The sequence below is a fragment of the Paenibacillus sp. FSL P2-0173 genome (assembly GCF_038008045.1).
Lineage (GTDB): Bacteria > Bacillota > Bacilli > Paenibacillales > Paenibacillaceae > Paenibacillus > Paenibacillus polymyxa_B.
The window spans coordinates 1623232-1644612 of the sequence record NZ_JBBOYK010000001.1 but is presented as its reverse complement, the minus strand read 5'-3'; the positions used below and the strand labels follow the sequence as shown (position 1 = coordinate 1644612).

The following is a 21381-nucleotide window of genomic DNA, read 5'->3' as shown; positions in this document are numbered from 1 at the left end:
TTAGGGTATTTATGATTAATCGCTTATAAAACATGGTTTTTAGGTTTAATTCAATATATTTCAAATGAAAGTATGAAGACAGAATGAGCCTGCATAAATATAATTTGCATTTTAGTTAGTTATCACTTACTATAAGCTTATGAATAAGAAAACACATGTAGACAGCAAAAAGAAAGATATTCTGCAGGCAGCAATGTGCTTATTTGCAACCAAAGGAATTGACGGGATTTCAGTCAAAGAAATTGGAGAGGCTGCTGGTGTGACGGATGCCGCGATTTATAAGCATTTTAAGAGTAAAGATGCGATGGCCTTGGAAGTATTCGGGCAGTATTGTAATAGCTACACCACATTAATTGACTTCTATCGCAAGCAGAGTGGGAACTTCGTTAGTCGTTTCCATCAACTGGTGGATGAAGTGCTGGATATGCATGATGAGGACCAGTATGGTTTGCTTCTACTATCACAACATCATGAGCTGTATGTTGAAGCAAGCCAGAGCCAGAATGTGCGTCAGCCGCTGGAGGCGTTGACTGAATTCATCGAACAGGGGATTCAACAAGGTGAACTGCCGAAGCAGGATGCTCTGCTATCCGGTGTGCTCATCATTGGAGCCATTACACGCTTGTCCGTGTCCAGCCTGGAAGGTGAACTTCCACAGCAGTTGGTTCCATTTGCAGCAGAGGTCAAACAACGTTTAACTGCTTTATTAAGTAAAGGTCAGTAGTGACCTTTTCTTTTTAAATATAAAGTTAGTGTATTCTAACTAAAATCATAATATGAAGGTAGGAAGTGGTTTATATGTCTAAAAAAATATTGGTGATTCAAGGGAATCCGGTCGCTGGCAGTTATGGGGAAGCGCTGGCTCAATCCTATGTAAAAGGAGCGAAGGCTGCAGGGGCGGAGGTTCGTTTGTTGCAGCTGTCCGCGTTGGATTTTAATCCAAATCTATTAGGTGGATATCGTAATAAATTACCGCTGGAACCTGATTTGATCCAAGCACAGGAGTCGATTAAATGGGCAGAACACCTCGTTTTTGTCTTTCCGATCTGGTGGGGCAGCTTGCCTGCATTAATGAAAGGATTCATTGACCGTATCTTTATGCCGGGATTTGCGTTTAAGTATCAAAAAGGAAAACCCCTGCCTGACAAGCTTCTAAAAGGAAGAACGGCCCGCCTCATTACAACGATGGACGGTCCGCATTGGTACTACCGATTTTTCCAGGGACAGCCTGGACATCGGATGATGAAGGATTCCACGCTGTATCTATGTGGTGTCAAACCGGTGCATTCTACTGCGATTGATCTCATGAATAAATTATCGGATCAGCAGCGCAACGATTGGCTGAGCAAGGTGGAGCAGCTGGGGCGAAATATGAGCTAGGTTTTCACCTGCCTGCCCCAAATTCATTGGCCTACAGGTAAATCATGGTGGTATCTGATCATAATTGACCTGCGAAAAGGAAAAAGACCACAATGGGAGCAACTGACTCGCATTGTGGTGTTCGGGATAGCCCATGTTTGCAATCAACGTTATATAAATATCGATGCAACGATTAAAATAAATCCGATCGCTAGACCGGCAGGGCCCCAATAATGCATGGGGATAAAAAACAGACTGTGCTGGGTTCCCATTCGATAGCGTTGCCCCGTTTCCATATCAACTAGCACTTTGTCCGAGTCGGCGTTAAGCGCTTTTCCCAAGTACCAGATAATAACCCCCGACACAATGAACACAAAAGCCATCGGTAGCCGGGAATCTATGGAGTCAAGCCCTAGAGCGGATACTAAACTCCCGACTATAACAAATAAAATCCCTGGAACAACGATGTTTAAAATACCAAAACCCTTCCAAACAATCACATGAAATCTTCCTTCCTGAGTTCAAATCCAACATATGTATTTATCGGTTAAAAGAGAGATTTAGTTTACAAAATGCCCCATTCGATGGGAAATTTACAATGTATAAAACTGGATAGAAGGCGTCAAGAAGGGGAGGAAAACATGTACACACGTGGAGTGTAATCCTGGAGGTTTGCAGGTATCACAAAAAAAAGCCGTTTCTCCACATCTTCATAGCCCAGCATAATCTGGCCTGAAGGAGGAAAATCGGCTTTTTCAATAAGTGAAGTGAAGCCCTGTGCCTATTCGGCGGTTGCTTTCGCTTGTTCTGCTACGAAAACAACAGGCTTCATAATCCGGCTCAGCATATCCTGCTTCGGACGATTCCAGGTAACCCAGTCGTCCAGCAGCAGACCGCCTGTGTCGCCGCTATTCGGATTCAGGGACCAGTACGTAAAGTACAGGTTGTTGGCACCAATATAGTCTACGAGTGCATTTTGCCATTTCCCCTCAGTAGTAGACAAATCAACATTACGACCGCCGAATTCACCGACCAGCACCGGAGCTATGTTTTGCTTGCTGATGTAGCCCCAGGTTTGATCCCAGATCGCTGGCAGGTTGGACGGGAAGGCCGGGTCGTTGAACCATGGCTGCGAAGACACACCAGGGCCGTAATCATGAGGAGAATATACGACACGGTTCGGTACGTCCAGAACGACAGGATAGTTGGCTACACCTGTCAGGTTGCCACCCCACCAGTATTGGCTATTGTTGCCTTGTACATTGTGATCTACACCTTCTACGAGAATCAGCCAATTCGGATTCACGGACAGAATCGCATTCCCTGCACGTTGTGCCGCCAGACGCCAGTCTGTGGAGGCATTGCCTGTACCCCAGCTTGCTTGACCGTGTGGCTCGTTGTGCAAATCCGCACCAATGACGGTTGGGTTGTTTTTATAACGGTCAGCTAACATTTTCCAGTCACTAATCCAGCGAGACTCAGGGTACTGGGATGTGTACCACAGCTCGGATTGCCCACCTGAGCTTGGACGGTGACGGTCAAGGATAATCTGAATACCGCGTTGTCCAGCTTTTTCGATCAGCTTGTCCATAATTTGAATCGGAGTTAATCCGACCAGATCAGGGTTTTTGTGATAATCAATACTGTCTGGACGGGAACTGGAATCGAATAACTGATTGCTGTAAGGCAGACGAATCAGATTGTAGCCTTCTTTCTTCACCTGATCTAGCATGTCGTCCATTGAACGGCTCCACAGTCCATGCAAGGTGTAATTAGGAGTTTCCAGACCGAACCAATTCAGGCCGTTAAATGCCGCTTCTTTCCCGGATTCGTCTACAATCTTGTTTCCTTGGGTGTGATAATATCCTTTCACACTGGCTGCATCTACTGAAGCGGGAGTATAGCCATACAGTGTGAAGCCCATTACGAGGGAGGTAATGATGAAAAATGTTTTTTTTAGTCCTTTTTTCTTCATAATTCTGCTTCCTCCTTTATTTAAAAGAAATTGTAACCGATTACATTCTCATTTTATGTTCAAATCTTCCATCAAACAAGTTCATAAAATTCGTATATTTCTAAGATTTCGTTCGAATTCAATAGATTCGTAACAACGGATGGTTAAGCTAAGTGTCCAGCTTTTGTGGGAGCGGTTGTTTAGGGGCTGGAGGGCACGCTCTAACTCCTCATTTATTATATTTTCCTGCTGTAAAAGAAGGTATATAATAAAGTGAAATTCACTTTACATACAGGTTGCAGAATTATATTTGAAAATTAATACGCCTGACATGCAGAAAAAGAAAGGAGGGTAATTATGGTAACAACGATGAAGGAAGTTGCAGAACGTGCCGGGGTGTCGAAGAGTACAGTTTCGCAGTTTCTGCAAAAGAGATACAACTATATGAGTGAAAACACTAAGAAGAAGATCGAGCAAGCGATTGAGGATCTCAGTTATATACCTAATGAGGTGGCACGTAGTCTCAAGCAGAAGAAGACCTTCATTGTGGGGGTTATTTCTTCAACCATTTTATCGAGATTTACAACAGAAGTCGTGCGTGCAATTGAAGATGAATGCCAACTGGAAAATGTCCAGGTCATTGTCTGCAATACCGATGATGATTCGCTCAAAGAGAAAAAGTATGTCCAGTCGATGATTGCTCGGCAAGTGGATGGACTTATCATTTTCCCGACGGAAGAGAACAAGAAATTATATGTTTCCCTTGCCAAGAATGGCTATCCTTTCGTGTTTGTGGACCGAAAAATCGATGAAATCAGCGTAGACACAGTGCTGTTGAATAATGAAAAGGCCAGCGAGCTTGCGGTTGAAGCACTTATTGAGCATGGTCATAACAACATTGGGATTATCACGTTCCCCTTAGGCAAAAAAGCGATCACCACACGAAGTGAGCGGCTGTCAGGTTATCGAAATACGTTGGGCAAACATGACATACCAGTGAATGAAAACTATATCAAAAGCGGCAGGTTGGATGAAATGCCTAATCTGATTGGACAACTATTCCATATGGAGCATCCGCCCACCGCAATCATTGCTACGAATGACATGATTTTGGAGCAAGTGCTGATTTATGCAAAAAATAATCATCTGACCATACCTAATGACTTTTCCTTGATTGGCATAGATGATGTATCCTTTGCATCTTTTTATAATCCGCCGATCACAACCGTTTCCCAGCCGAGTTTTGAAATGGGGAGAAGAAGTGCCAGGCTACTGCTGGAGAAAATTGATCAAAAAGAACAGGATCATGAGGAGCTGTCAGAAATCATCCGAATGAATCCGGTCATTAACCACAGAGAATCTGTCCAAAAACTGAACTGAATGATTGAATAAGTCCTTTTCATCTTTTTGAAAACGTTTTTATAAATTCTATTGTAAAAAGAAAATAAAGAGCTATAATGATCTTATGATTCGAGTCATGAATACCCTTTCATTTATGTATGTCCTGATTTTAGTGATGATTGCGATTGAAGAGAGGGGAGGAATGGAAACTTAAACGAATAATGTATGGAATAAGTTGTGATTTAATTCACAAAAAATGATTCTGCTTCTTTTTACATTCCCGAGAGGGAAATTTTTTTCGAGTATTACTAAATCGATTTAGTAAGAATGGAAAATAAATAAAAGAAAGTCGGAGATCACTATGGAAATGTTTATGAGCATTATCAGGGAGCCATCCATCATTATCGCGATTGTGACATTACTCGGCCTCATATTCCAGAGGAAGAAAGTATCAGAGATCATTACGGGAACTACCCTTTCTTTTATGGGTTTCACCATGATCAAGGTCGGCGGCGGAATTTTAGGTGGCGTTCTCACCAACTTCAGTCAAATTTTTTCTTATGCGTTCAACCTTAAAGGTGTCGTACCAAGCAATGAAGCCATCATGGCACTGACCATTGATCAGATCGGGGCGGATGCTGCGCTCATTCTGCTCTTTTCCATGATCCTTAACATCGTGCTTGCACGCCTGACCAAGTTCAAGTACATTTATTTGTCTCTTCACTTGATTTTGTTCATGAGCTTTGCCGCTACAGCCGTTATGAAAGGTCTGGGTCTCAGTTCGCTAACTACGATTATCGTCGGTTCTTTGGTAATTGGGAGCTATATGGCGGTGTTTCCTTACCTACTCCGGAATGCCAGCAAAAACATTATTAAATCGGATGAATATACGATTGCTCATGCTTCCATGACCTCTTACATTCTAGGTACCTATTTAGGGAAAGTTTTTGGCAACCGTGAAAATGACACCGAAAATGTGAAAATTAATGACCGCATCAGTTTTTTGCGCGACCCCAATGTTGCAACGACCTTGACGATGCTTGTGCTTTTACTGGTATCTGGACTGGTTGCTGGTTCTGATTATGTCAGCAAATTATCGGATGGCAAAGAATATATCGTCTTTATCCTCGAACAGTCAGCTATTTTTGCTGCCGGCTTGTATATCGCAAAAGCAGGTGTTAAGCTGTTCACAACTGAAATTGTACCCGCTTTCAAAGGTTTCTCCCAAGTGTTCGCACCTGGAGCAATCCCTGGTGTGGATGTTCTGGTACTGTTCGACAAATCACCCAATTCCGCGTTGGTAGGCTTCTTGGTCAGCTTCTTCACAGGCGTTGCCTGCGTCTTTCTTTTCCCGCTTATCGGATTGCCTGTCATTGTGCCAGGGATCATGGCCTGCTTCCTCGCTGGTGGTGCAGCCGCGATATTTGGCAATTCCAGCGGTGGTTTCAGAGGAGCTGTTATTTCCAGTTGTCTTAATGGATTCTTGCTCTGTCTGCTGCCAGCTCTCACCTTGCCGCTCTTTTCTTTTTTGGGTGCCGAAGGGGTAACGTTCGCCGATCCCGACTTTACTACCCTTTCCGGAGTACTTTGGCTTATTTTCCGTTGGTTTTAAACTAAATCGATTTATGAATTTTTTCAAAATAACTTATCTAAATCATTTGCGTCTAAATCATTTGCGTCTAAATCATTTGTGCTTAAAAAGAGGAGGAATTATCCATGTTTTTTAACGATCAAGATATTCAAATTGATATCGTTGACAGTAATACCACACGGAAAGTGCTAGCCCACAGTGACCAGCTTATGTATGTCAAAGTGATGTTTGCTAAAGCCCAAACAGGGGAGATCCTGTTGCATAAGCATGTCCATGAACAAGTCACTTATGTAATAAAGGGAAGCTTTAAGTTCATGATCGATAATGGCGAAACAAAGGAAGTGCAGACTGTCAAAGAAGGAGACAGCATCCATTTTCCATCCGATACTCTTCATGGCTGTATCCCACTGGAGGATGGCGGTATTCTGCTAGATGCATTTACACCAGCACGTGCAGATTTTCTGTAAATTCCCCTTTCAAAATACGGTTTATCTACCCCGATATCTGGAGGAATTTACGATGCCTTTCAGCGGCAGACAACAGAGGCGAATGAACGCCTTCTGACCATGTCATGTCCGATACATTTCTTTTTATCTTTTTTTAGAAGAAGGCCTGCAAGTATGTTATATTTAACAAACGGCAATCGTGATGAACAGTAATATAGTGATTTTTAGAAAAGGATGAGATGATTTTGGAAAACAACGAAACTCAGCAAGAATTTGCAGATGTATATGAGCAGCTTAAAGTAGCTGCAAACCGAACCTCCGATTGGAAAACACGCCTAGCCGCGGTAAATGATCTGGGTACATGGAAGAACCAGCAGACGATTGACTTGCTGACACACCGTTTGAATAATGATACGGTATATGCCGTTCAGGAAGCCGCTTACCGCAGACTTCAGGAATGGGGCGAGAATGTACAGCCGCCTGTGCGCAAAGAGGGTGAGCTTGTTAAGGGCCTGACGAAGATTCTGGTGCGGATTAAAAAAAGCTTGCCAGCCGACCATACCTATAACGATTTTCGCGAGAAGCTGCACAAGATGAGAGTCGATATTTATGACATCTATGAAGGTGACAAGGGTGCTGAATTTGATCAGTGGCTGGAGCAAAAATGGGCTTCGTTATCCACAAGATAATGTCTGAACCCTGTAATTGAATGTATTTTTAAGGATTGTTGCTGGTGATACAGACAGAGCCTTAACAAGGATAAGGGATTATCTTTGTTAAGGTTTTTTTATCTTGTTCTCCTTAAGAATCATGTCCTTTATCTTTATGCCACTGTATATATACTTCGGCAATATGGTACGATGGGATCGGATTATTTTAGTGTGTACATGGGAGGGACTAACATGAGCAAGGCGAGGCTGTGTTTTATCGGGGCGGGCTTTCACGCTTCAACGAATATATATCCTGCTGTCATTGGGGCAGGTGCTGAAATTCAGGCGATTGCGACTAGAGATCTAAGCAGATCGAAGACAGCACTTCAGCAGTTTGGAAGCAGCGGCACACCTTATGACAATTACAAGGCTATGCTGGAGCAGGAAGACTGTGATGGAGTTGTCGTGATTGCACAAGCGGCAGATCATCCTTCGCTCGTACTGGACTGCATTAAGGCTGGAAAACATGTTTTTGTAGACAAGCCACTGGGCTGGAATGCCGAGGAAGCGGCCCAAATTGCAGATGCGGCAGAAGCAGCGGGTGTCGTGCTGATGGTCGGTTTCATGAAGCGCTACGCGCCTGTATACATAAAATTAAAAGAATTGATTGAGGGTGGCTCACTTGGAGCCGCACGCTCATTTCAGGCAAAATTTCTCGTGGACAGTACCCTGTTTTGTAAAACCGGCGAAGATTTCATGAAGCTGGCGGCGGTTCATATGGTCGATCTGGTACGTTATTTGTTCGGAGAAGTGGCGCAGGTTACCGGATTTGCGAACGATAACGGCGAGTGTATTTCCCATACGATTGCCCTGAAATTTGAAAATGGTGTAGTGGGTAGCCTATACTTCGCAGGTATGACAGCATGGACACGCGAGAGTGAAGGTATTACGGTAACCTTTGATCATGGTTTTGCGAACGCGGATGAGGTGAATACACTGATCATTCACAAGTCGGAGAGTCATACAGAGCTTCCTTGGAAATCCCTTGCGGAAAACGATACGGTTCTGACACCGTCAGCCTCCGCGATGTCGGGCGGATACCGTGATTTGTACTTGCGCGGTTTTGTTGGTGAAATCGCACATTTCATGAACTGCTGCCAAGAAGGACGGACGCCTGATTCAAGTGGACGGGATAACGTGAAAACGATGGAGCTGTGCGACCGCATTTTGGCTGTGCTCCAATAGGATACCCATTTCATATACAAGTTTCGGAGCCTGGACGGTACCTTAGTTTGGGTGATTTGAAAGAAGCTTCGGTGTAACTGGTCAGTAGATGGCTCCTGCATTTGTCGGGAGTCATTTTTTTCGTTTACCCTACGACCTTTCTATTTCATAGCATTCCTGCCCATTTTGATTAATCTCTGCTGAAAATATGCCAACAAAGACGAACGATGCGATAGAATAGGAAAAGGAAAGCGTTATCATCACCCATTTTTCTGCGATGGTTCAGGGGGAGAAGGCTTATGCGTTCAAGGTCAAGGTTTCAGCCATTAAACACATTACGTAATCAGATTTTTATCGGATTTATACTGGTGATGCTCATTATGATGAGTGTGGCGGGGGCGTTCATTTATCTCAATGTGTCTCACCTGTTAAAAGACAGTGCCGAGCGGCATATTGGTCAGACTGCGGTACAAGCAAGCGGTAGGCTGGATGCATTAATCGGCCAGATGGATAGCTTGACGGAGCAGGTCGCGAATCACCCGTCTGTTCAGCATATTCTGCTGGAGGAGCGCAACGGGGTCAAGGTGAATTTCGGACAGCGTCAATCACTACTGCAAGTGATGCATAGCTATCAGGCATATATGCCGAGTGTCGGCTCACTGGAGCTGTATACCGCCGAAGGAAAGATGTTGTTTCCGATTAGAGAGGGCAGTCTGGAGGAACGTATCGGACAGGCAGACATCCGGGAAGCGAATCAGATGAAAGGAAGACTGGTCTGGATCGGCATTGATCCCGAAGACTCCCGGTCTCTGCTGGCAATTCGGCAGGTGAGCCTGGTGGATCGCTGGTTCTCACGTGGAGGGTATCTGATTACCCGTATGGAGCGAAGTTATTTTGGACTGAATGGTGCGACAGCGGTCAATGAAGAAGCAGATGAAACTATGCTGCTTGTAGATCGACAAGGTCAGCTGCTGTCGGGTGAACCTATGAACCAGACGGATTTGTCAGGTGTACTGCACAGCAAGACACAGACGGTTCATATTGGGGAGCGGGAATATGTGAAGGCGGTTCAGCAGTCGGAGCGGACGGGCTGGTCGCTGCTGATCCTGATTCCGGTTAGCGTCGTCACAGACGGAATTACGGTTTTACGGACTACACTTATCATTTCCGCGTCTCTTGGTGCCGTGCTATTCCTGTTCATGTCCTTTATGTTGTCTACGTTGATTACAAGACCGATAGGTCACTTGATTCAGGCGATGCGTCGTTCACGGGAAGGGGCATTGGCACTGAATCCAGAACCGGCAGCAGCGGTCGAGCTGCGAGAATTAAATGCAGAGTACAACACAATGATTGTCGATATTAATGAATTGATCCGTGTTATTTGCGAGAAGGAGGTTTTACAAAGCCAAACCGAGCTTAAAGCTCTGCAGGCGCAGATCAATCCGCATTTTCTTTTTAATACGCTGGATGCTTTCAACTGGTCGCTACAGGAGAAGGGAGAAGAGGAGCTTGCCGGGCTGATGGTGTCCATGTCGCGGCTGTTTCGTTATGTTATCGAACCGGCTCACCATGACTCTTGGGTGACACTCGGGGAAGAAATGGCGCAAATCCGTCGTTATCTGGAACTGATGGAGATGCGTCTGGGTGAACGTCTGAGCTGGCAAATTCATATGCCTTCGGAGGCAGCCAGAATTCCGCTTCCTAAACTGCTGATCCAGCCTATTCTAGAGAATGCCATTTTGCATGGTGTCGAAAATCGCATCGGCAACGGCCGTGTTGAAATTAGTGTCACTCCTTCGACCAGAACGGGTTGGACCAAGATCGCGGTCATAGATAACGGACCTGGAATGACACTGGAAGAACTTGCAGCTGTGCGTACAGCGTTGATGGGGGGGGCAGCCTGCGAGAGCAAGGGAACCGGTATGGGACTAGTGAATGTGCAGCGCAGGCTTGCTCTTTATTATGACAGCGCATCTTATTCAACGGATGGTGTGCTGATACATAGTGCTGAGCAGGAAGGAACAGTGGTCGCTTTTGAAATTCCTGATGAATATGGAGGGCGGTAGGAATGAGTGTTTCATCCAAAACCATTGTCATTGTAGACGATGAACAGCGAACACGTCAGGGGATACACCAGACACTGGAGCAATGGGCCGCCGGGAAATACCGGATTGTGACATTCGATAATGGTTTGGAAGCATTAAATATACTGCGAGCGGAGACAGTTCATCTGTTGATTACGGATGTCCGGTTGCCGGAATTCAGTGGGCTGGATTTAATCCGCTCTCTGGAACGGGATTCACGACGACCAGCGATCATTGTCATATCGGGTTATGCGGAGTTTGATTATGTCCAGCAGGCTCTTCGTCTGGGAGCCGTCAATTATTTGCTCAAACCGATTGATAAGCAGGAGCTGTTGAATGCGGTCAATGAAGCGCTTCGGCTGGAAGAGGAGCGGCAGCGGTACGAGAAGCTGGACAAGCTGGCTGACCCTGTTCTGCTAGAGCTTGATCTCCAGGCAACTACTCTTAGTGATCCGGTACGACGTGCCTTCACCTATATGGCGGAGCATCTTCACGAATCCATTACGATGGCGCAGACTGCCGCGCATTCACACCTGAATGCCAGCTATTTTAGTGTTTTATTCAAGGAGCAAAGTGGTTTGTCCTTCAGCGAATATCTGCATCGGCTACGGATCCAACGGGCTAAGGAGTTGCTGTTGCATACCCAGTTAACGATTGCCCAAATCGGCGAGCGATCAGGCTACCGAACAGATAAATATTTTATTAAAGTATTCAAAGCGACCGAGGGGGTAAGTCCCAGTCGCTACAGGCAGCAGATGCGTACAGGGCCGGAGAATATCGACTGACGTATAGGCAGATCAAACCCAATAAAAGTGGAATTATACCCAATGAGCGTACCCTGTTGGAAGCAGGAATGGAGTGCTAAACTTACAAATGATAACGGTTACAAAAAATATAAATACAACAAACGGAGGTCTAACGATGTCCAACAAGTATGGTTTACGTAAGCGCTCACATCAAAAATGGTTTGCTGGGTTGACCCTGCTGCTGTCATTCATGCTGGTGCTATCCGGTTGCGGTGCTGGTAAGGATGGTCAAGGCGGTTCCAGTGGAGAAGGGGGAAAGGTTACACTCAAAATGATGCACCTGTGGCCAGAGGGAAGCTCGGCACAGCAGAGCAAGCTTGTGACTCAGATTATAGATCAATACCAAAAGGATCATCCGAATGTCGTCATTCAGCAGGAAGTGCTGGAAAATGAACAATACAAAAACAAACTCAAAGTGCTGTCAGCTTCCAATGAATTGCCGGATATCGGAATCACCTGGGCAGCGGGCTTTATGGAGCCTTACGTTAAAGGTGGATTATTTACACCGATGGATGACCTGTTGAATGGTTCCAAGCTGAAGGACAAATTTGTACCGGGAACGACCGAAGCTTATGCGCTGAATGGCAAAACGTATGCGCTTCCGATTGAATTGAATATTACACCTATTTATTACAACAAAGCCATATTCCAAAAATACAACTTGAAGGTACCTGCGACATTTGACGAGTTTAAGCAGGTTGTGAAAACACTTACGGATCATGGAGTTGCACCGATTGCATTGGGCAATAAAGACCGCTGGACCGGCTCACTCTGGTACATGTATCTGGCAGAGCGTATAGCGGGTAACGAAACGCTGAAAAAAGCGATTGACGGCTCAGGATCGTTCGATGACCCTGGTTTAATTCAGGCGGCCTCCGAAGTCCAGACGCTTGTGGATATGAATGCCTTTAACAAAGGATTTAACGGCTTGTCCAATGATGAGGGAAAATCCGAGTTTATGAACGACAAGGCAGCTATGTATTTGATGGCTACTTGGGAATTGCCGAATTTTACGACCAATCCCGCAATCCCACAAGCATTTAAAGATCAAATTGGCTTCTTTAAATTCCCGATGGTTGCAGGCGGCAAGGGCAACGAGAACAGTTGGGTAGGAGGTCCGGGAGTAGGCTTGTTCGTTTCGGAAAATTCCAAGGTGAAAGAAGAGGCCAAAGCGTTCGTTGAATACTTCGTAGTCAAATGGGGAGAGCAATCAGTCACACAGGCAGGCGTTATTCCCGCGACGAAAGTGGACACCTCCAAAGAAAAATTGCCCAAGCTATATGTCGATTTGCTGAACGGACTGAATCAAGCCAGCAGTATTACATTGTTCGCCGATGTACAGATGAAGCCGAATGCAGCGCAGGTACATTTGAATATGATTCAGGCGTTGTTTGGTAAAGCGGTGACACCGCAACAATTTGCCGACCAGCATAAGGCTGCCATCGAGAAAGGAAATTGAAATTGACCACCTAAGGAGGTCCGACCGTGGAAAAGGTCATGTCGAATAAGCTTGTTATTGCTCTATATGTATTGCCTTCTCTGCTGCTGTTATTCGCCGTAATATATGTACCCATCGTACTGACCGGCTATTACGGCCTGAATCAGTGGAATGGAATCGGCTCTATGACTTTTGTGGGGCTGGACAATTATCAACATCTGTTCACAGACAAAGCGTTCTGGCAAAGTGCATGGCATTCGCTGCTGCTGGCCTTGTTTTCAGGCATCAGTCTGATCGGTTACCTGGTCATTGCGATGATTTTGTCAGGAAAAATCAAGGGAGCGAATCTGCTGCGGAAAATTTATCTGATTCCCATGCTGCTGTCTTCTGTAGCGATCGCACAGCTATGGCTTAAAATATATCATCCAACGAACGGAGTGCTCAATTCCTTACTGGTGTCGGTCGGCGTTCACAACCCACCTGAATGGTTAGCTAATCCGTCTCTGGTGTTGATTGCCTTGTTTATCCCGATTATTTGGCAATATGCAGGCTTTTATATCCTGATCTACTATGCCGGGCTGAAAAACATTCCCGAAACGCTGATGGAGGCTGCCCGGATCGACGGGGCCAGTGCCTGGCAGATTGCGACTCGTATCAAATTGCCCCTGCTGCGCGAGGTGATTAACGTTACGATCATATTGTCCATTGTCGGTTCGCTCAAATATTTTGACCTCATCTACGTCATGACGGATGGTGGACCGAATGGAGCCAGTGAAGTGATGGCCTCTTACATGTACCATCAGGCATTCCGCAGCTTTGATTTTGGATACGGCAGTGCTACAGCCTTTGCCCTGCTGCTCATCTGTCTAATCGCTACGTGGCTGATCCGCAAGGTTACGGCTACTAGTGACACCATCCAGTATTCATAATGCAGTCTTGCTAATAGATGAGGGTAACAAAGGACAGGAAGAGGGAGGAACGGATATGAAAACCCAGGCAGCCGCCAACTATCCGCTTGGAGTCGCTACCCGCGGCAAAATGTTAACTCGGGTCGGTTATGCCGCTTTGTATATCATTTTAATCATCTTGGCGGTGACGCAGCTTTTACCGCTGGTGTGGCTGATGCTGTTCTCGCTTAAAAATAATCAGGAAGTGTTTAACCTTCCGCCGTTTGCACTACCGTCCCAGCCGCATTGGGAGAACTATATGAATGTGTGGACCAGCGGCAATATCGGGCGGTATTTCTTCAATAGTGTGTGGATTACGGTCATATCCGTGGCGCTGACGGTGCTGCTAGCCAGCTTTGTAACGTTTGCCATTACGCGTATGCGGTGGAAAGGAAGTCAGTTGGTTCTCGGACTCTTTATGGTCGGACTGATGATTCCAGTCCATTCCACCTTGATCCCGCTGTTCAGTATGTTTCTCAAACTGCATTTAACAGACACTTCACTCTCCATCATCCTGTCGTATGTTGCTTTTAATCTACCGACAACGATGATGATCTTGCTGGGCTTCTATTACGCTTTGCCCCGTGAAGTGGAAGAAGCGGCCGTTATGGACGGCTGCTCCGTCAACCGGATGTTCTTCCGAATCGTGCTGCCCATGACAACCCCCGTCATGGCAACGACATCTATTATTAACATGATCTATAACTGGAATGAGTTTATTTTCGTCAATACGTTCATCAGCTCGGACGAAAACAAAACACTGACTGTAGGCGTCCAAAACTTTATTGGACAATATACGACCGACTGGGGAGCTATCGGAGCTACGTTGATGATCAGCATTTTGCCCATTTTGCTCGTGTTTCTCATCATGAGTGACCGGATTGTGGAAGGGATTGCGGCCGGGTCGGTTAAGGGATAAAACAAATTCCCCAGATTAGAAGAGTGCCCCCTAGTGTAGACATTGGAACAAACCTCTTGGTTTGTCCGATGAATGCTAGGAGGTGCTTTTTTATGCGAGTCTAGTTTGAGTTGAAGATGATTGCGAGCCATTGTTCTTTTGTGTGAAATTAAATTTTGGACTATTTGCTTGGGAGAACAAGAACTTCACTAAAATAATTTTTTTAGGGTGGCTAGCTTTTACTATATCCATTCTAATGGGGGTTATCTATTTTAAATGTAACGGTGTTGTGGAGAAAAAGGTCAATTATGGATGGTTCTCACCATAACTGACCTATTCTATGTAACTACTTTCCACTATTTAAGTGATATATTTTGCTGTCGTACGCGTAAAAAGCGAAGGGATAGTTGGAATAGGTATTATACAGTAAAATTTGTAAATTATTAAATATTGATATAATCGATACTGTGAGCTTCAAATCGATAATCCATGTAGCTCTCAGCGGTGTGAATATGTCTTATTAAATCTAAGTCTGGATATCTCTTATCTAAAGAATATAATATGTCGATATACTTTTTGCTCTGTAAATTGTACGCCACTTCTTCGAAAACCCACCTAAAAATGAAATCTCTGTTTTATTGCATATCTGCAAGAAATTCAAAGTTGAGTTTTCATCTTCACTGAGTAAATTAATTAATTCATCCCATTTTTATTCTATTCTTGGATCGTTATCATCAAGTAATGCCCGTGCACCCAAGATTGCTCTTACTTTTTCTTCAAACATTAAATATCCTCCTTAAAATTATGGTTGTAGCATATTATCAGGGAAAGTTGCTATCTCTCTATACGTTTAGATAACTCCAACCCTAACTCTATTGGAATAAGTTTTATATATTATACTCAAGCAAATATGCACTTAGCAGTAAAGTCTAATACGGATGCTGTTCTGATTGTTGCGGAACTATTCTAATCCTTGCACTATAGTTTTTGGCCTATATTGCTTGGATGTTGCAGTATTATCCTTTCACTCTCCCTATCGGGGAGGTATACTCTACAGTTTGAAGGATTTTGAAAAACTGTGAAAAAAACGAATATAACATAAAACAGGTCAATCATGGTGGTATCTGACCATAGTCGACCTGTTCAATGTAATGCTATTGCGTTATTTGGGGTATAAATTGTACGTACTATCAAAATGGAGAAATCTTTATACATATGGTGTTATACAATATACATACTGATAGTTAATTCTTATAAAATTTATAAATCAATTTTCCTGCTCTACATTTAGGTTACTTCTCATTTCTTTAAGATACTTTTCGATTTCTTGCTCATCTTGCGGATTTTTTTCAATGTATCTCTTTGCTGCTAATTTAAAATAATAATATAGATTTTCATAAGCAATAATTATCGAATCATCTCCGTACTCGATTTCAATACCTTTGAACTCTTCATGATATAAACTTTTATCACTTTCATCAAGATCACTCCAAAAGGTAAAACCGCCGAAATCTGTCCCAAAACCTACTTCCCTACTTAAATACTTCATTGCATCTTTAAATGAATTTGATAAGTAGCAAAAATTCACCAGCCCTTCCAATGGCAAGTGTTCAATACTAATCAAATCTTCAGAATTTAAAATATTTTTCATTTTTCATTCCTCCTAAGGTGTGGTTGGGAATAACGATGTTATTCTTCCATCTTCATAATATCCGACCCATGATACTCCTTTTGAATCTACTCCCATCCAAACACGAGGTAAAGTTCCTGACGTCTCCTTTGTTAAAGCATTGTTCGCAGCTTCGATACCTCTCTCAATATATTTTTTATCAGATATAACATTAGGATCATAAATAGTTTTCTTTAGCACCTTCTTGTTATAAGTACCAGTCGGTTGTCTTGTTTTAGGATCTAATTCAGGCATGCTATACTCTACTTGTTTAACTCCCCTTACTTCATTACCATTCACGTCATAAACTTTATACTCGTTTACTACTTTTACATCATTTTCATAAAACTCCTCACTATTGTGTGCACCAACGATTCCTTTTTTGTTTGGGTGCTCTTTTCCGTTCTTATCCACAAACTCTCTATGTTTTATATGAGTCTCCAACTCGGGAGTTGCTGTTATTGATGATTTAACAATTTCTTTTTCCTTTTTTAAATATTCTTTTATATTTGAGGATTTTCTTGTATTTGTACTCTTAGCTACATTATATATGACCTTCTTTTGAATTTTACTATTTTCTTCTCTAGTTGCCTTGGAGGCAGTCTCTCGTAGCGTTTTCCTTGCCTGTTGATCCTGCTGTTTATATTGGTTTTTCGTTGTTAACCTTTCATTTGGTTGTGGTTTGTAGCCTTTGGTTTCAAGAGTTTGGTTATTTTTTGGGTTAGCTATGTTTTCTCTAGCTTCTATTTGTTGTCTCGCTAATAATTCCTGGACTCTTACTTTTGCACTTACTCCAGAAGAAATATTAAAGAACCCTTTTCCTCTACCCAGTTTTGAAAGTATCCCTTTTAATTCTTTAGTATGGTCAATCCCCCCTCGACCACCAAACATAAGAGGGTTTTCTGTGATAATAGCATAGAACATCCATTTCTTCTCTTCTTCAGATACTCCTTGCTTCCTAGTTAGCATGAAGAAATCGCCGGGATAATTATGTTTCCATTCACTATAGTATTGGCGATCCAGTTTACCGTCACGAGTACGAAAAAAGCATATAATAGATGGTAAGAGGGAGTATCAAAAGATATTTATAAAAGATTGAGCTTAAATGAAAGATGAGGGTTTATGTTATGCCAAAAAACGATAATATGCTGGCCATTCTATGGATGCTGAATTCGGGCGTAAAAATGACTGCAAAACAAATATCCGAAAAGTTAGAAATAAATATAAGGACAGTTTATCGTTATATTGATGCACTAAGTGCCAGTGGAGTGCCTATAATATCTGACGCGGGGCATAATGGCGGGTATAGCCTGCTGAATAATTTTATCAGAGCACCTTTACTATTTGATATTGAAGAAAAAAAAGCACTACTTCATGCTGCTATTTTTGCAAAAGAAGCTGGATACCCTTTGAGTGAGGCATTAGACAATGCGACATCAAAATTGAAAATGTATTCGAATCAAGAGCAGGAAAGTATACTTAGCCGTCATTTAGCCGGATTTGAAGTTATTAACCGCATGGGAGATCCTTCTCTTCAGCCGATATTGGCAGAATTGGAGCAGGCTGTAGCCAACCAATTCTCTGTAGAAATGGATTATCGCACAAGCCATGAAGAACAACCTAAGAATAGGGTGATAGACCCCTATGGAATGGTCTACTGGAACAATAAATGGTATACTGTTGCATTTTGTCACCTAAGAAATGAGATCCGTAGCTTTCGGGCAGATCGGATTCTACAAATCAAGCGTACTCCAATCATATTTAAGCTTTCCGAAGCTTTTTCAGCCCGTGAATTTTTTATGGAAAATCTATTACCTGATTTAGTGGGTAAGGACGGGTTAATTTCTTTAACTATCGGAGGCAGGTCAGAGGCATTGGATGACTTATGTCTGCATTGGTTTTTGGGGCATCATCTGAAAGAGCGGACATCCAATCAAGCCATCTTTTTGCTTGAGGAAAAATCTCTTCATACATATGTCCCTTATTTACTCCTACCCTACGGGAAATCCATTCAAGTCATCGAACCACAGAGTTTGAAGGAAAAACTTGTTGCTGTTGCGTCGGAGTTAATGGAATATTATCAACGTTAATAGCTTCACTGACAGCAGATGTCAGTGAAGCTTCTTTATAATGATGATAATCATTGATTACCGGAGGATGATTGGTATCACTCGATGAATTATAAAATAAGGAGAATTTGCAAATGAATAATACAGTATATCTTTATGTGTTTGACACCATGGCAGATTGGGAGATAGGTTATTTAACTGCCGAACTGAACTCGGGGAGATATTATAAAAAGGGGCTGGTCCCATCAAAAATAGTTACCGTGGGAATGGAAAAGACCCCTGTAACTACAATGGGCGGATTGAAAATCCTGCCTGACATCACACTGGATGAGTGCAGCATTGAAAGCACAGATACATTGATTTTACCCGGTGGAGATACATGGACAGAAACCATTCACCAACCCATCTTAAAAATCGCTGAGAGGTGTTTAGAGGAAGGGATATGGGTTGCAGCGATTTGTGGTGCTACCATGGGACTTGCCCAGGCAGGATTGCTGAATTCACGTTGGCATACAAGCAATGATCTGGAATACCTTAAAATGATCTGTCCCAACTACACGGGCGAAAATTATTACAAAGTGGAGTCTGCTGTAACGGATGGAAAACTGATCACTGCATCTGGAACAGCTCCGTTGGAGTTTTCTGTACATGTCTTAAAAGCTCTGGGTGTGTTTTCTTCAAAAACATTAGAAGCCTGGTATAGTCTTAACAAAACTCGTGAATCCAAATATTACTATGAGTTGATGAATTCAATCCAATAAAGATATGAGCATTAAATTGAACTGTTACGATCATTTAAAGGAGGAGTCAAAATGACTGAAAGCAGAGAATATATGGGAGTGTCAGGTAAATATACAAAGAAGGGGATGCCCAACGGCTTTACATCTATTACCCCTTTTATTACCGTGAAGAATCCTTCGGAAGCAATAGAGTTCTATAAAACGGTTTTCAATGCAAGGGTTAAGGATATTACTGAATATCCTGATGAGAATGGCAATAAAATAATTGTTCATGCTGAATTAGATTTTGGAAATGGTTTTTTGCAGCTGGGAGCAGCGAATCCGGCATATCAATTGGTCTTGCCGCCAGATGAAGAGAATGCGTGTTATTCTTTCGGAATTTACGTCATGAATGCTGATCAGGTCATTGAAAATGCGGTAGCAAGAGGAGCGAAAGTAAGGGAACCAGTTACAAACTTTGTTTCAGGTGATCGATTCGGAAGTATATTGGATCCTTGCGGAGTAAGATGGTCTATTATGACCAGAATCGAGGATTTGTCAGAAGAAGAAAGTAGTCGTAGGGTTGCTGAATGGGCCAAAAGCTTTAGTGGAGAATAAATGCAATCACTTTTTTGGTAAAGTGTATTAAAGTGACTATCTGCTAAAATGATGTTAAGGAAAGATTGAATATAGGAAGTATTGGTATTTTGCCTTCAATGAGGGTCTAGTTGATAAATGGAGAGAGGTCCTATAAGGTTTGAAGAGCAATAATAATAACAATTAATGCATAGCTGAAAAAGTTTGGAATAGGGGTTCGACTCCCCCCCCGCCTCTATACAAAAACCCGCTCATTGAGCGGGTTTTTGTTTTTAATCAATTGAAAAATGTAGACATGAAATATTTAAGGCATAGAGTTTGATGGAGCTTGTAGACATTCTGCTATGTTTAAATCATGTTGTTTACAAAATTGCTGGCGTAATTCTTCTTGAAACCATCTAGCCAATTTGGCAGGAAACATTATAATTTGAATTCATCAGCTTTATTTTTTGACTTTATCTATCATTTAGGAATTGTGGTTACTATTTTTTATTTAATTGGATACAAAGGCCGCCTTTTTTCAATTCTGACCTATCTATTTTTTTATTCACTGTATGTTCGTTCTTTTCATATAAGTGACGGAGGAGACAATTTACTGATAGTAAATATGTTTTTTCTCCTATTCGCCAATAATACTGCATATTTCTCTTTTGATTCTAAATTGAATAGCTTACATGGAAAAGGCTCGAAGCAGTCTTTGATTTATAAGTTATCCATAATAATTCACAATTTTGCAGTACTTTTTTGTATTATACAACTGTGTATTGTTTATTTCTTCTCAGGAATGTATCAGCTTATGGGAGAAATGTGGCAAAACGGAACGGCACTTTATTATATCTCTCAGGTGAGAGAGTTTAGCAGACCTATTTTGGATTATATGGTTAACCATTATGTTGGACTCACCATTTTATTCACTTATTTATCTATAATTGTTAAAATAGCTTTTCCTTTTGCTGTAATTAATAAAAGCCTTAAACCGTTTGTAGTTATTGCTATGATATTGTTTCATGCAGGAATCGGTATAGGCATGGGCTTACTGACGTTTTCACTAATTATGATTGTTATGGAATTATTGTTGTTTACGGATCGAGAATATAAAAAGTTATACCATTTTATAAAGATCAGCTTCCGGAAAATATCAATTACAATTCGAAGAAAAACAAGAAAATTAGGATATGTAAGTTTTCAACACAAACAAATTCTGGTTTTCTATGATGGTTGGTGTCCTGTCTGTACAAATATAAAAGACAATTTGTACAAGCTAGATTATTTTAGAATGCTACGGCTTGTTAGTTTTCGGAATTCTTCATTGGTTCAAGCATACAAATTAGATGTTAATGAATTAGAAAGGCGAATGCATAGTTTCTCAATGAATGATTCCAGTAAAATACAACGTGGAATTGACTCTATTGCACAAATTTGTACAAGAATACCGTATCTTTGGTGGGCGGTTCCCTTTATAATTATTTTCAAAAAAATGGGTATTGGTGGTTATTTGTATGATTATATAGCTTCTAAAAGAAAAGTGATTCCCGTGGGGAACTGTGACGACTTATGTGAACTTCAGCCTAAGCGTGTCCATTAAGGAG

At 42.4% G+C, this 21381-nt stretch carries 20 protein-coding genes; 16 read left to right on the top strand and 4 right to left on the bottom strand.

The features are described 5' to 3' along the window. The first annotated feature begins 139 nt into the window (after nucleotides 1–139). Nucleotides 140–724, top strand: a complete 585-nt coding sequence (locus MKX30_RS07250) for a TetR/AcrR family transcriptional regulator (RefSeq protein WP_023989793.1) — start codon at nucleotides 140–142, stop codon at nucleotides 722–724. 74 nt (nucleotides 725–798) lie between these two features. Continuing rightward, nucleotides 799–1380, top strand: coding sequence for an NAD(P)H-dependent oxidoreductase (locus MKX30_RS07245; protein WP_341062672.1), 582 nt, complete (start codon nucleotides 799–801; stop codon nucleotides 1378–1380). A gap of 149 nt (nucleotides 1381–1529) precedes the next feature. Here MKX30_RS07245 and MKX30_RS07240 read toward each other — a convergent pair whose 3' ends face one another. Together MKX30_RS07240 and MKX30_RS07235 are read right to left on the bottom strand one after the other, a co-directional pair. Beyond that, on the bottom strand, nucleotides 1530–1859 hold the full coding sequence (locus tag MKX30_RS07240) for a hypothetical protein (RefSeq protein WP_023989791.1): 330 nt from the start codon (nucleotides 1857–1859) through the stop codon (nucleotides 1530–1532). A gap of 281 nt (nucleotides 1860–2140) precedes the next feature. Next, complete coding sequence (locus MKX30_RS07235; protein ID WP_068942084.1) at nucleotides 2141–3334, bottom strand: glycoside hydrolase family 5 protein; 1194 nt, start codon at nucleotides 3332–3334, stop codon at nucleotides 2141–2143. A gap of 336 nt (nucleotides 3335–3670) precedes the next feature. On the opposite strand from MKX30_RS07235, the gene MKX30_RS07230 reads away from it, so the two are divergent. From MKX30_RS07230 to MKX30_RS07185, 10 genes are all read left to right on the top strand, one after another. Next, nucleotides 3671–4693 carry a substrate-binding domain-containing protein gene (locus MKX30_RS07230; RefSeq protein ID WP_341062671.1) on the top strand — a complete coding sequence of 341 codons (1023 nt, stop codon included), beginning with the start codon at nucleotides 3671–3673 and terminating at the stop codon, nucleotides 4691–4693. A 328-nt stretch (nucleotides 4694–5021) separates the two neighbouring features. Continuing rightward, the gene (locus MKX30_RS07225) at nucleotides 5022–6266 is read left to right on the top strand and encodes a PTS ascorbate transporter subunit IIC (RefSeq protein WP_341062669.1); all 1245 of its coding nucleotides are present in this window, start codon (nucleotides 5022–5024) and stop codon (nucleotides 6264–6266) included. 104 nt (nucleotides 6267–6370) lie between these two features. Next, a complete protein-coding gene (locus MKX30_RS07220) occupies nucleotides 6371–6712 on the top strand; it encodes a cupin domain-containing protein (protein ID WP_023989787.1) in 342 nt (113 codons plus the stop codon). A 224-nt stretch (nucleotides 6713–6936) separates the two neighbouring features. Continuing rightward, nucleotides 6937–7380, top strand: a complete 444-nt coding sequence (locus tag MKX30_RS07215; protein WP_023989786.1) for a HEAT repeat domain-containing protein — start codon at nucleotides 6937–6939, stop codon at nucleotides 7378–7380. Nucleotides 7381–7593: 213 nt separating this feature from the next. After that, nucleotides 7594–8586, top strand: a complete 993-nt coding sequence (locus MKX30_RS07210) for a Gfo/Idh/MocA family protein (RefSeq protein WP_341062668.1) — start codon at nucleotides 7594–7596, stop codon at nucleotides 8584–8586. 278 nt (nucleotides 8587–8864) lie between these two features. Next, nucleotides 8865–10631 (top strand): cache domain-containing sensor histidine kinase, encoded by a 1767-nt coding sequence (locus tag MKX30_RS07205; RefSeq protein ID WP_341062667.1) that lies wholly within the window; start codon nucleotides 8865–8867, stop codon nucleotides 10629–10631. A 2-nt stretch (nucleotides 10632–10633) separates the two neighbouring features. Beyond that, the gene (locus tag MKX30_RS07200) at nucleotides 10634–11434 is read left to right on the top strand and encodes a response regulator (protein WP_023989783.1); all 801 of its coding nucleotides are present in this window, start codon (nucleotides 10634–10636) and stop codon (nucleotides 11432–11434) included. Nucleotides 11435–11570: 136 nt separating this feature from the next. Beyond that, entirely contained in the window at nucleotides 11571–12914 is a 1344-nt protein-coding gene (locus MKX30_RS07195) for an extracellular solute-binding protein (RefSeq protein WP_279835744.1), read from the top strand. A gap of 26 nt (nucleotides 12915–12940) precedes the next feature. Continuing rightward, on the top strand, nucleotides 12941–13822 hold the full coding sequence (locus tag MKX30_RS07190) for a carbohydrate ABC transporter permease (RefSeq protein WP_341062665.1): 882 nt from the start codon (nucleotides 12941–12943) through the stop codon (nucleotides 13820–13822). Between the two features lie 55 nt (nucleotides 13823–13877). Continuing rightward, a complete protein-coding gene (locus MKX30_RS07185; RefSeq protein WP_013311404.1) occupies nucleotides 13878–14759 on the top strand; it encodes a carbohydrate ABC transporter permease in 882 nt (293 codons plus the stop codon). Between the two features lie 1246 nt (nucleotides 14760–16005). On the opposite strand, the gene cdiI is transcribed toward MKX30_RS07185, so the two are convergent. Both cdiI and MKX30_RS07175 read right to left on the bottom strand, forming a co-directional pair. Further along, entirely contained in the window at nucleotides 16006–16389 is a 384-nt protein-coding gene (gene cdiI, locus MKX30_RS07180) for a ribonuclease toxin immunity protein CdiI (RefSeq protein WP_049828469.1), read from the bottom strand. A 12-nt stretch (nucleotides 16390–16401) separates the two neighbouring features. Beyond that, nucleotides 16402–17376: a CdiA family toxin C-terminal domain-containing protein gene (locus MKX30_RS07175; RefSeq protein ID WP_193217066.1), complete on the bottom strand. Its 975-nt coding sequence runs from the start codon at nucleotides 17374–17376 to the stop codon at nucleotides 16402–16404. Nucleotides 17377–17534: 158 nt separating this feature from the next. Here MKX30_RS07175 and MKX30_RS07170 point away from each other — a divergent pair, with 158 nt between their 5' ends. The 4 genes from MKX30_RS07170 to MKX30_RS07155 all read left to right on the top strand — a co-directional run bounded on the left by MKX30_RS07170 (nucleotide 17535) and on the right by MKX30_RS07155 (nucleotide 21377). Next, on the top strand, nucleotides 17535–18497 hold the full coding sequence (locus MKX30_RS07170) for a helix-turn-helix transcriptional regulator (RefSeq protein WP_069080743.1): 963 nt from the start codon (nucleotides 17535–17537) through the stop codon (nucleotides 18495–18497). Nucleotides 18498–18610: 113 nt separating this feature from the next. Further along, nucleotides 18611–19237 (top strand): type 1 glutamine amidotransferase family protein, encoded by a 627-nt coding sequence (locus MKX30_RS07165; protein WP_053325912.1) that lies wholly within the window; start codon nucleotides 18611–18613, stop codon nucleotides 19235–19237. A gap of 51 nt (nucleotides 19238–19288) precedes the next feature. Beyond that, complete coding sequence (locus MKX30_RS07160; protein WP_069080742.1) at nucleotides 19289–19813, top strand: VOC family protein; 525 nt, start codon at nucleotides 19289–19291, stop codon at nucleotides 19811–19813. Between the two features lie 406 nt (nucleotides 19814–20219). Beyond that, a complete protein-coding gene (locus tag MKX30_RS07155; RefSeq protein ID WP_341062664.1) occupies nucleotides 20220–21377 on the top strand; it encodes a DCC1-like thiol-disulfide oxidoreductase family protein in 1158 nt (385 codons plus the stop codon). The last annotated feature ends 4 nt before the right edge of the window (nucleotides 21378–21381 follow it).

What these genes read in the sequence shown, in the direction of transcription:
- MKX30_RS07185 (WP_013311404.1), top strand. Translation starts at nt 13,878, where the DNA reads ATGAAAACCCAGGCAGCCGCCAACTATCCGCTTGGAGTCGCTACCCGC.
- MKX30_RS07230 (WP_341062671.1), top strand. Translation starts at nt 3,671, where the DNA reads ATGGTAACAACGATGAAGGAAGTTGCAGAACGTGCCGGGGTGTCGAAG.
- MKX30_RS07225 (WP_341062669.1), top strand. Translation starts at nt 5,022, where the DNA reads ATGTTTATGAGCATTATCAGGGAGCCATCCATCATTATCGCGATTGTG.
- MKX30_RS07250 (WP_023989793.1), top strand. Translation starts at nt 140, where the DNA reads ATGAATAAGAAAACACATGTAGACAGCAAAAAGAAAGATATTCTGCAG.
- MKX30_RS07245 (WP_341062672.1), top strand. Translation starts at nt 799, where the DNA reads ATGTCTAAAAAAATATTGGTGATTCAAGGGAATCCGGTCGCTGGCAGT.
- MKX30_RS07200 (WP_023989783.1), top strand. Translation starts at nt 10,634, where the DNA reads ATGAGTGTTTCATCCAAAACCATTGTCATTGTAGACGATGAACAGCGA.
- MKX30_RS07160 (WP_069080742.1), top strand. Translation starts at nt 19,289, where the DNA reads ATGACTGAAAGCAGAGAATATATGGGAGTGTCAGGTAAATATACAAAG.
- MKX30_RS07165 (WP_053325912.1), top strand. Translation starts at nt 18,611, where the DNA reads ATGAATAATACAGTATATCTTTATGTGTTTGACACCATGGCAGATTGG.
- MKX30_RS07170 (WP_069080743.1), top strand. Translation starts at nt 17,535, where the DNA reads ATGCCAAAAAACGATAATATGCTGGCCATTCTATGGATGCTGAATTCG.
- MKX30_RS07220 (WP_023989787.1), top strand. Translation starts at nt 6,371, where the DNA reads ATGTTTTTTAACGATCAAGATATTCAAATTGATATCGTTGACAGTAAT.
- MKX30_RS07210 (WP_341062668.1), top strand. Translation starts at nt 7,594, where the DNA reads ATGAGCAAGGCGAGGCTGTGTTTTATCGGGGCGGGCTTTCACGCTTCA.
- MKX30_RS07195 (WP_279835744.1), top strand. Translation starts at nt 11,571, where the DNA reads ATGTCCAACAAGTATGGTTTACGTAAGCGCTCACATCAAAAATGGTTT.
- MKX30_RS07235 (WP_068942084.1), bottom strand. Translation starts at nt 3,334, where the DNA reads ATGAAGAAAAAAGGACTAAAAAAAACATTTTTCATCATTACCTCCCTC.
- MKX30_RS07205 (WP_341062667.1), top strand. Translation starts at nt 8,865, where the DNA reads ATGCGTTCAAGGTCAAGGTTTCAGCCATTAAACACATTACGTAATCAG.
- cdiI (WP_049828469.1), bottom strand. Translation starts at nt 16,389, where the DNA reads ATGAAAAATATTTTAAATTCTGAAGATTTGATTAGTATTGAACACTTG.
- MKX30_RS07175 (WP_193217066.1), bottom strand. Translation starts at nt 17,376, where the DNA reads ATGCTAACTAGGAAGCAAGGAGTATCTGAAGAAGAGAAGAAATGGATG.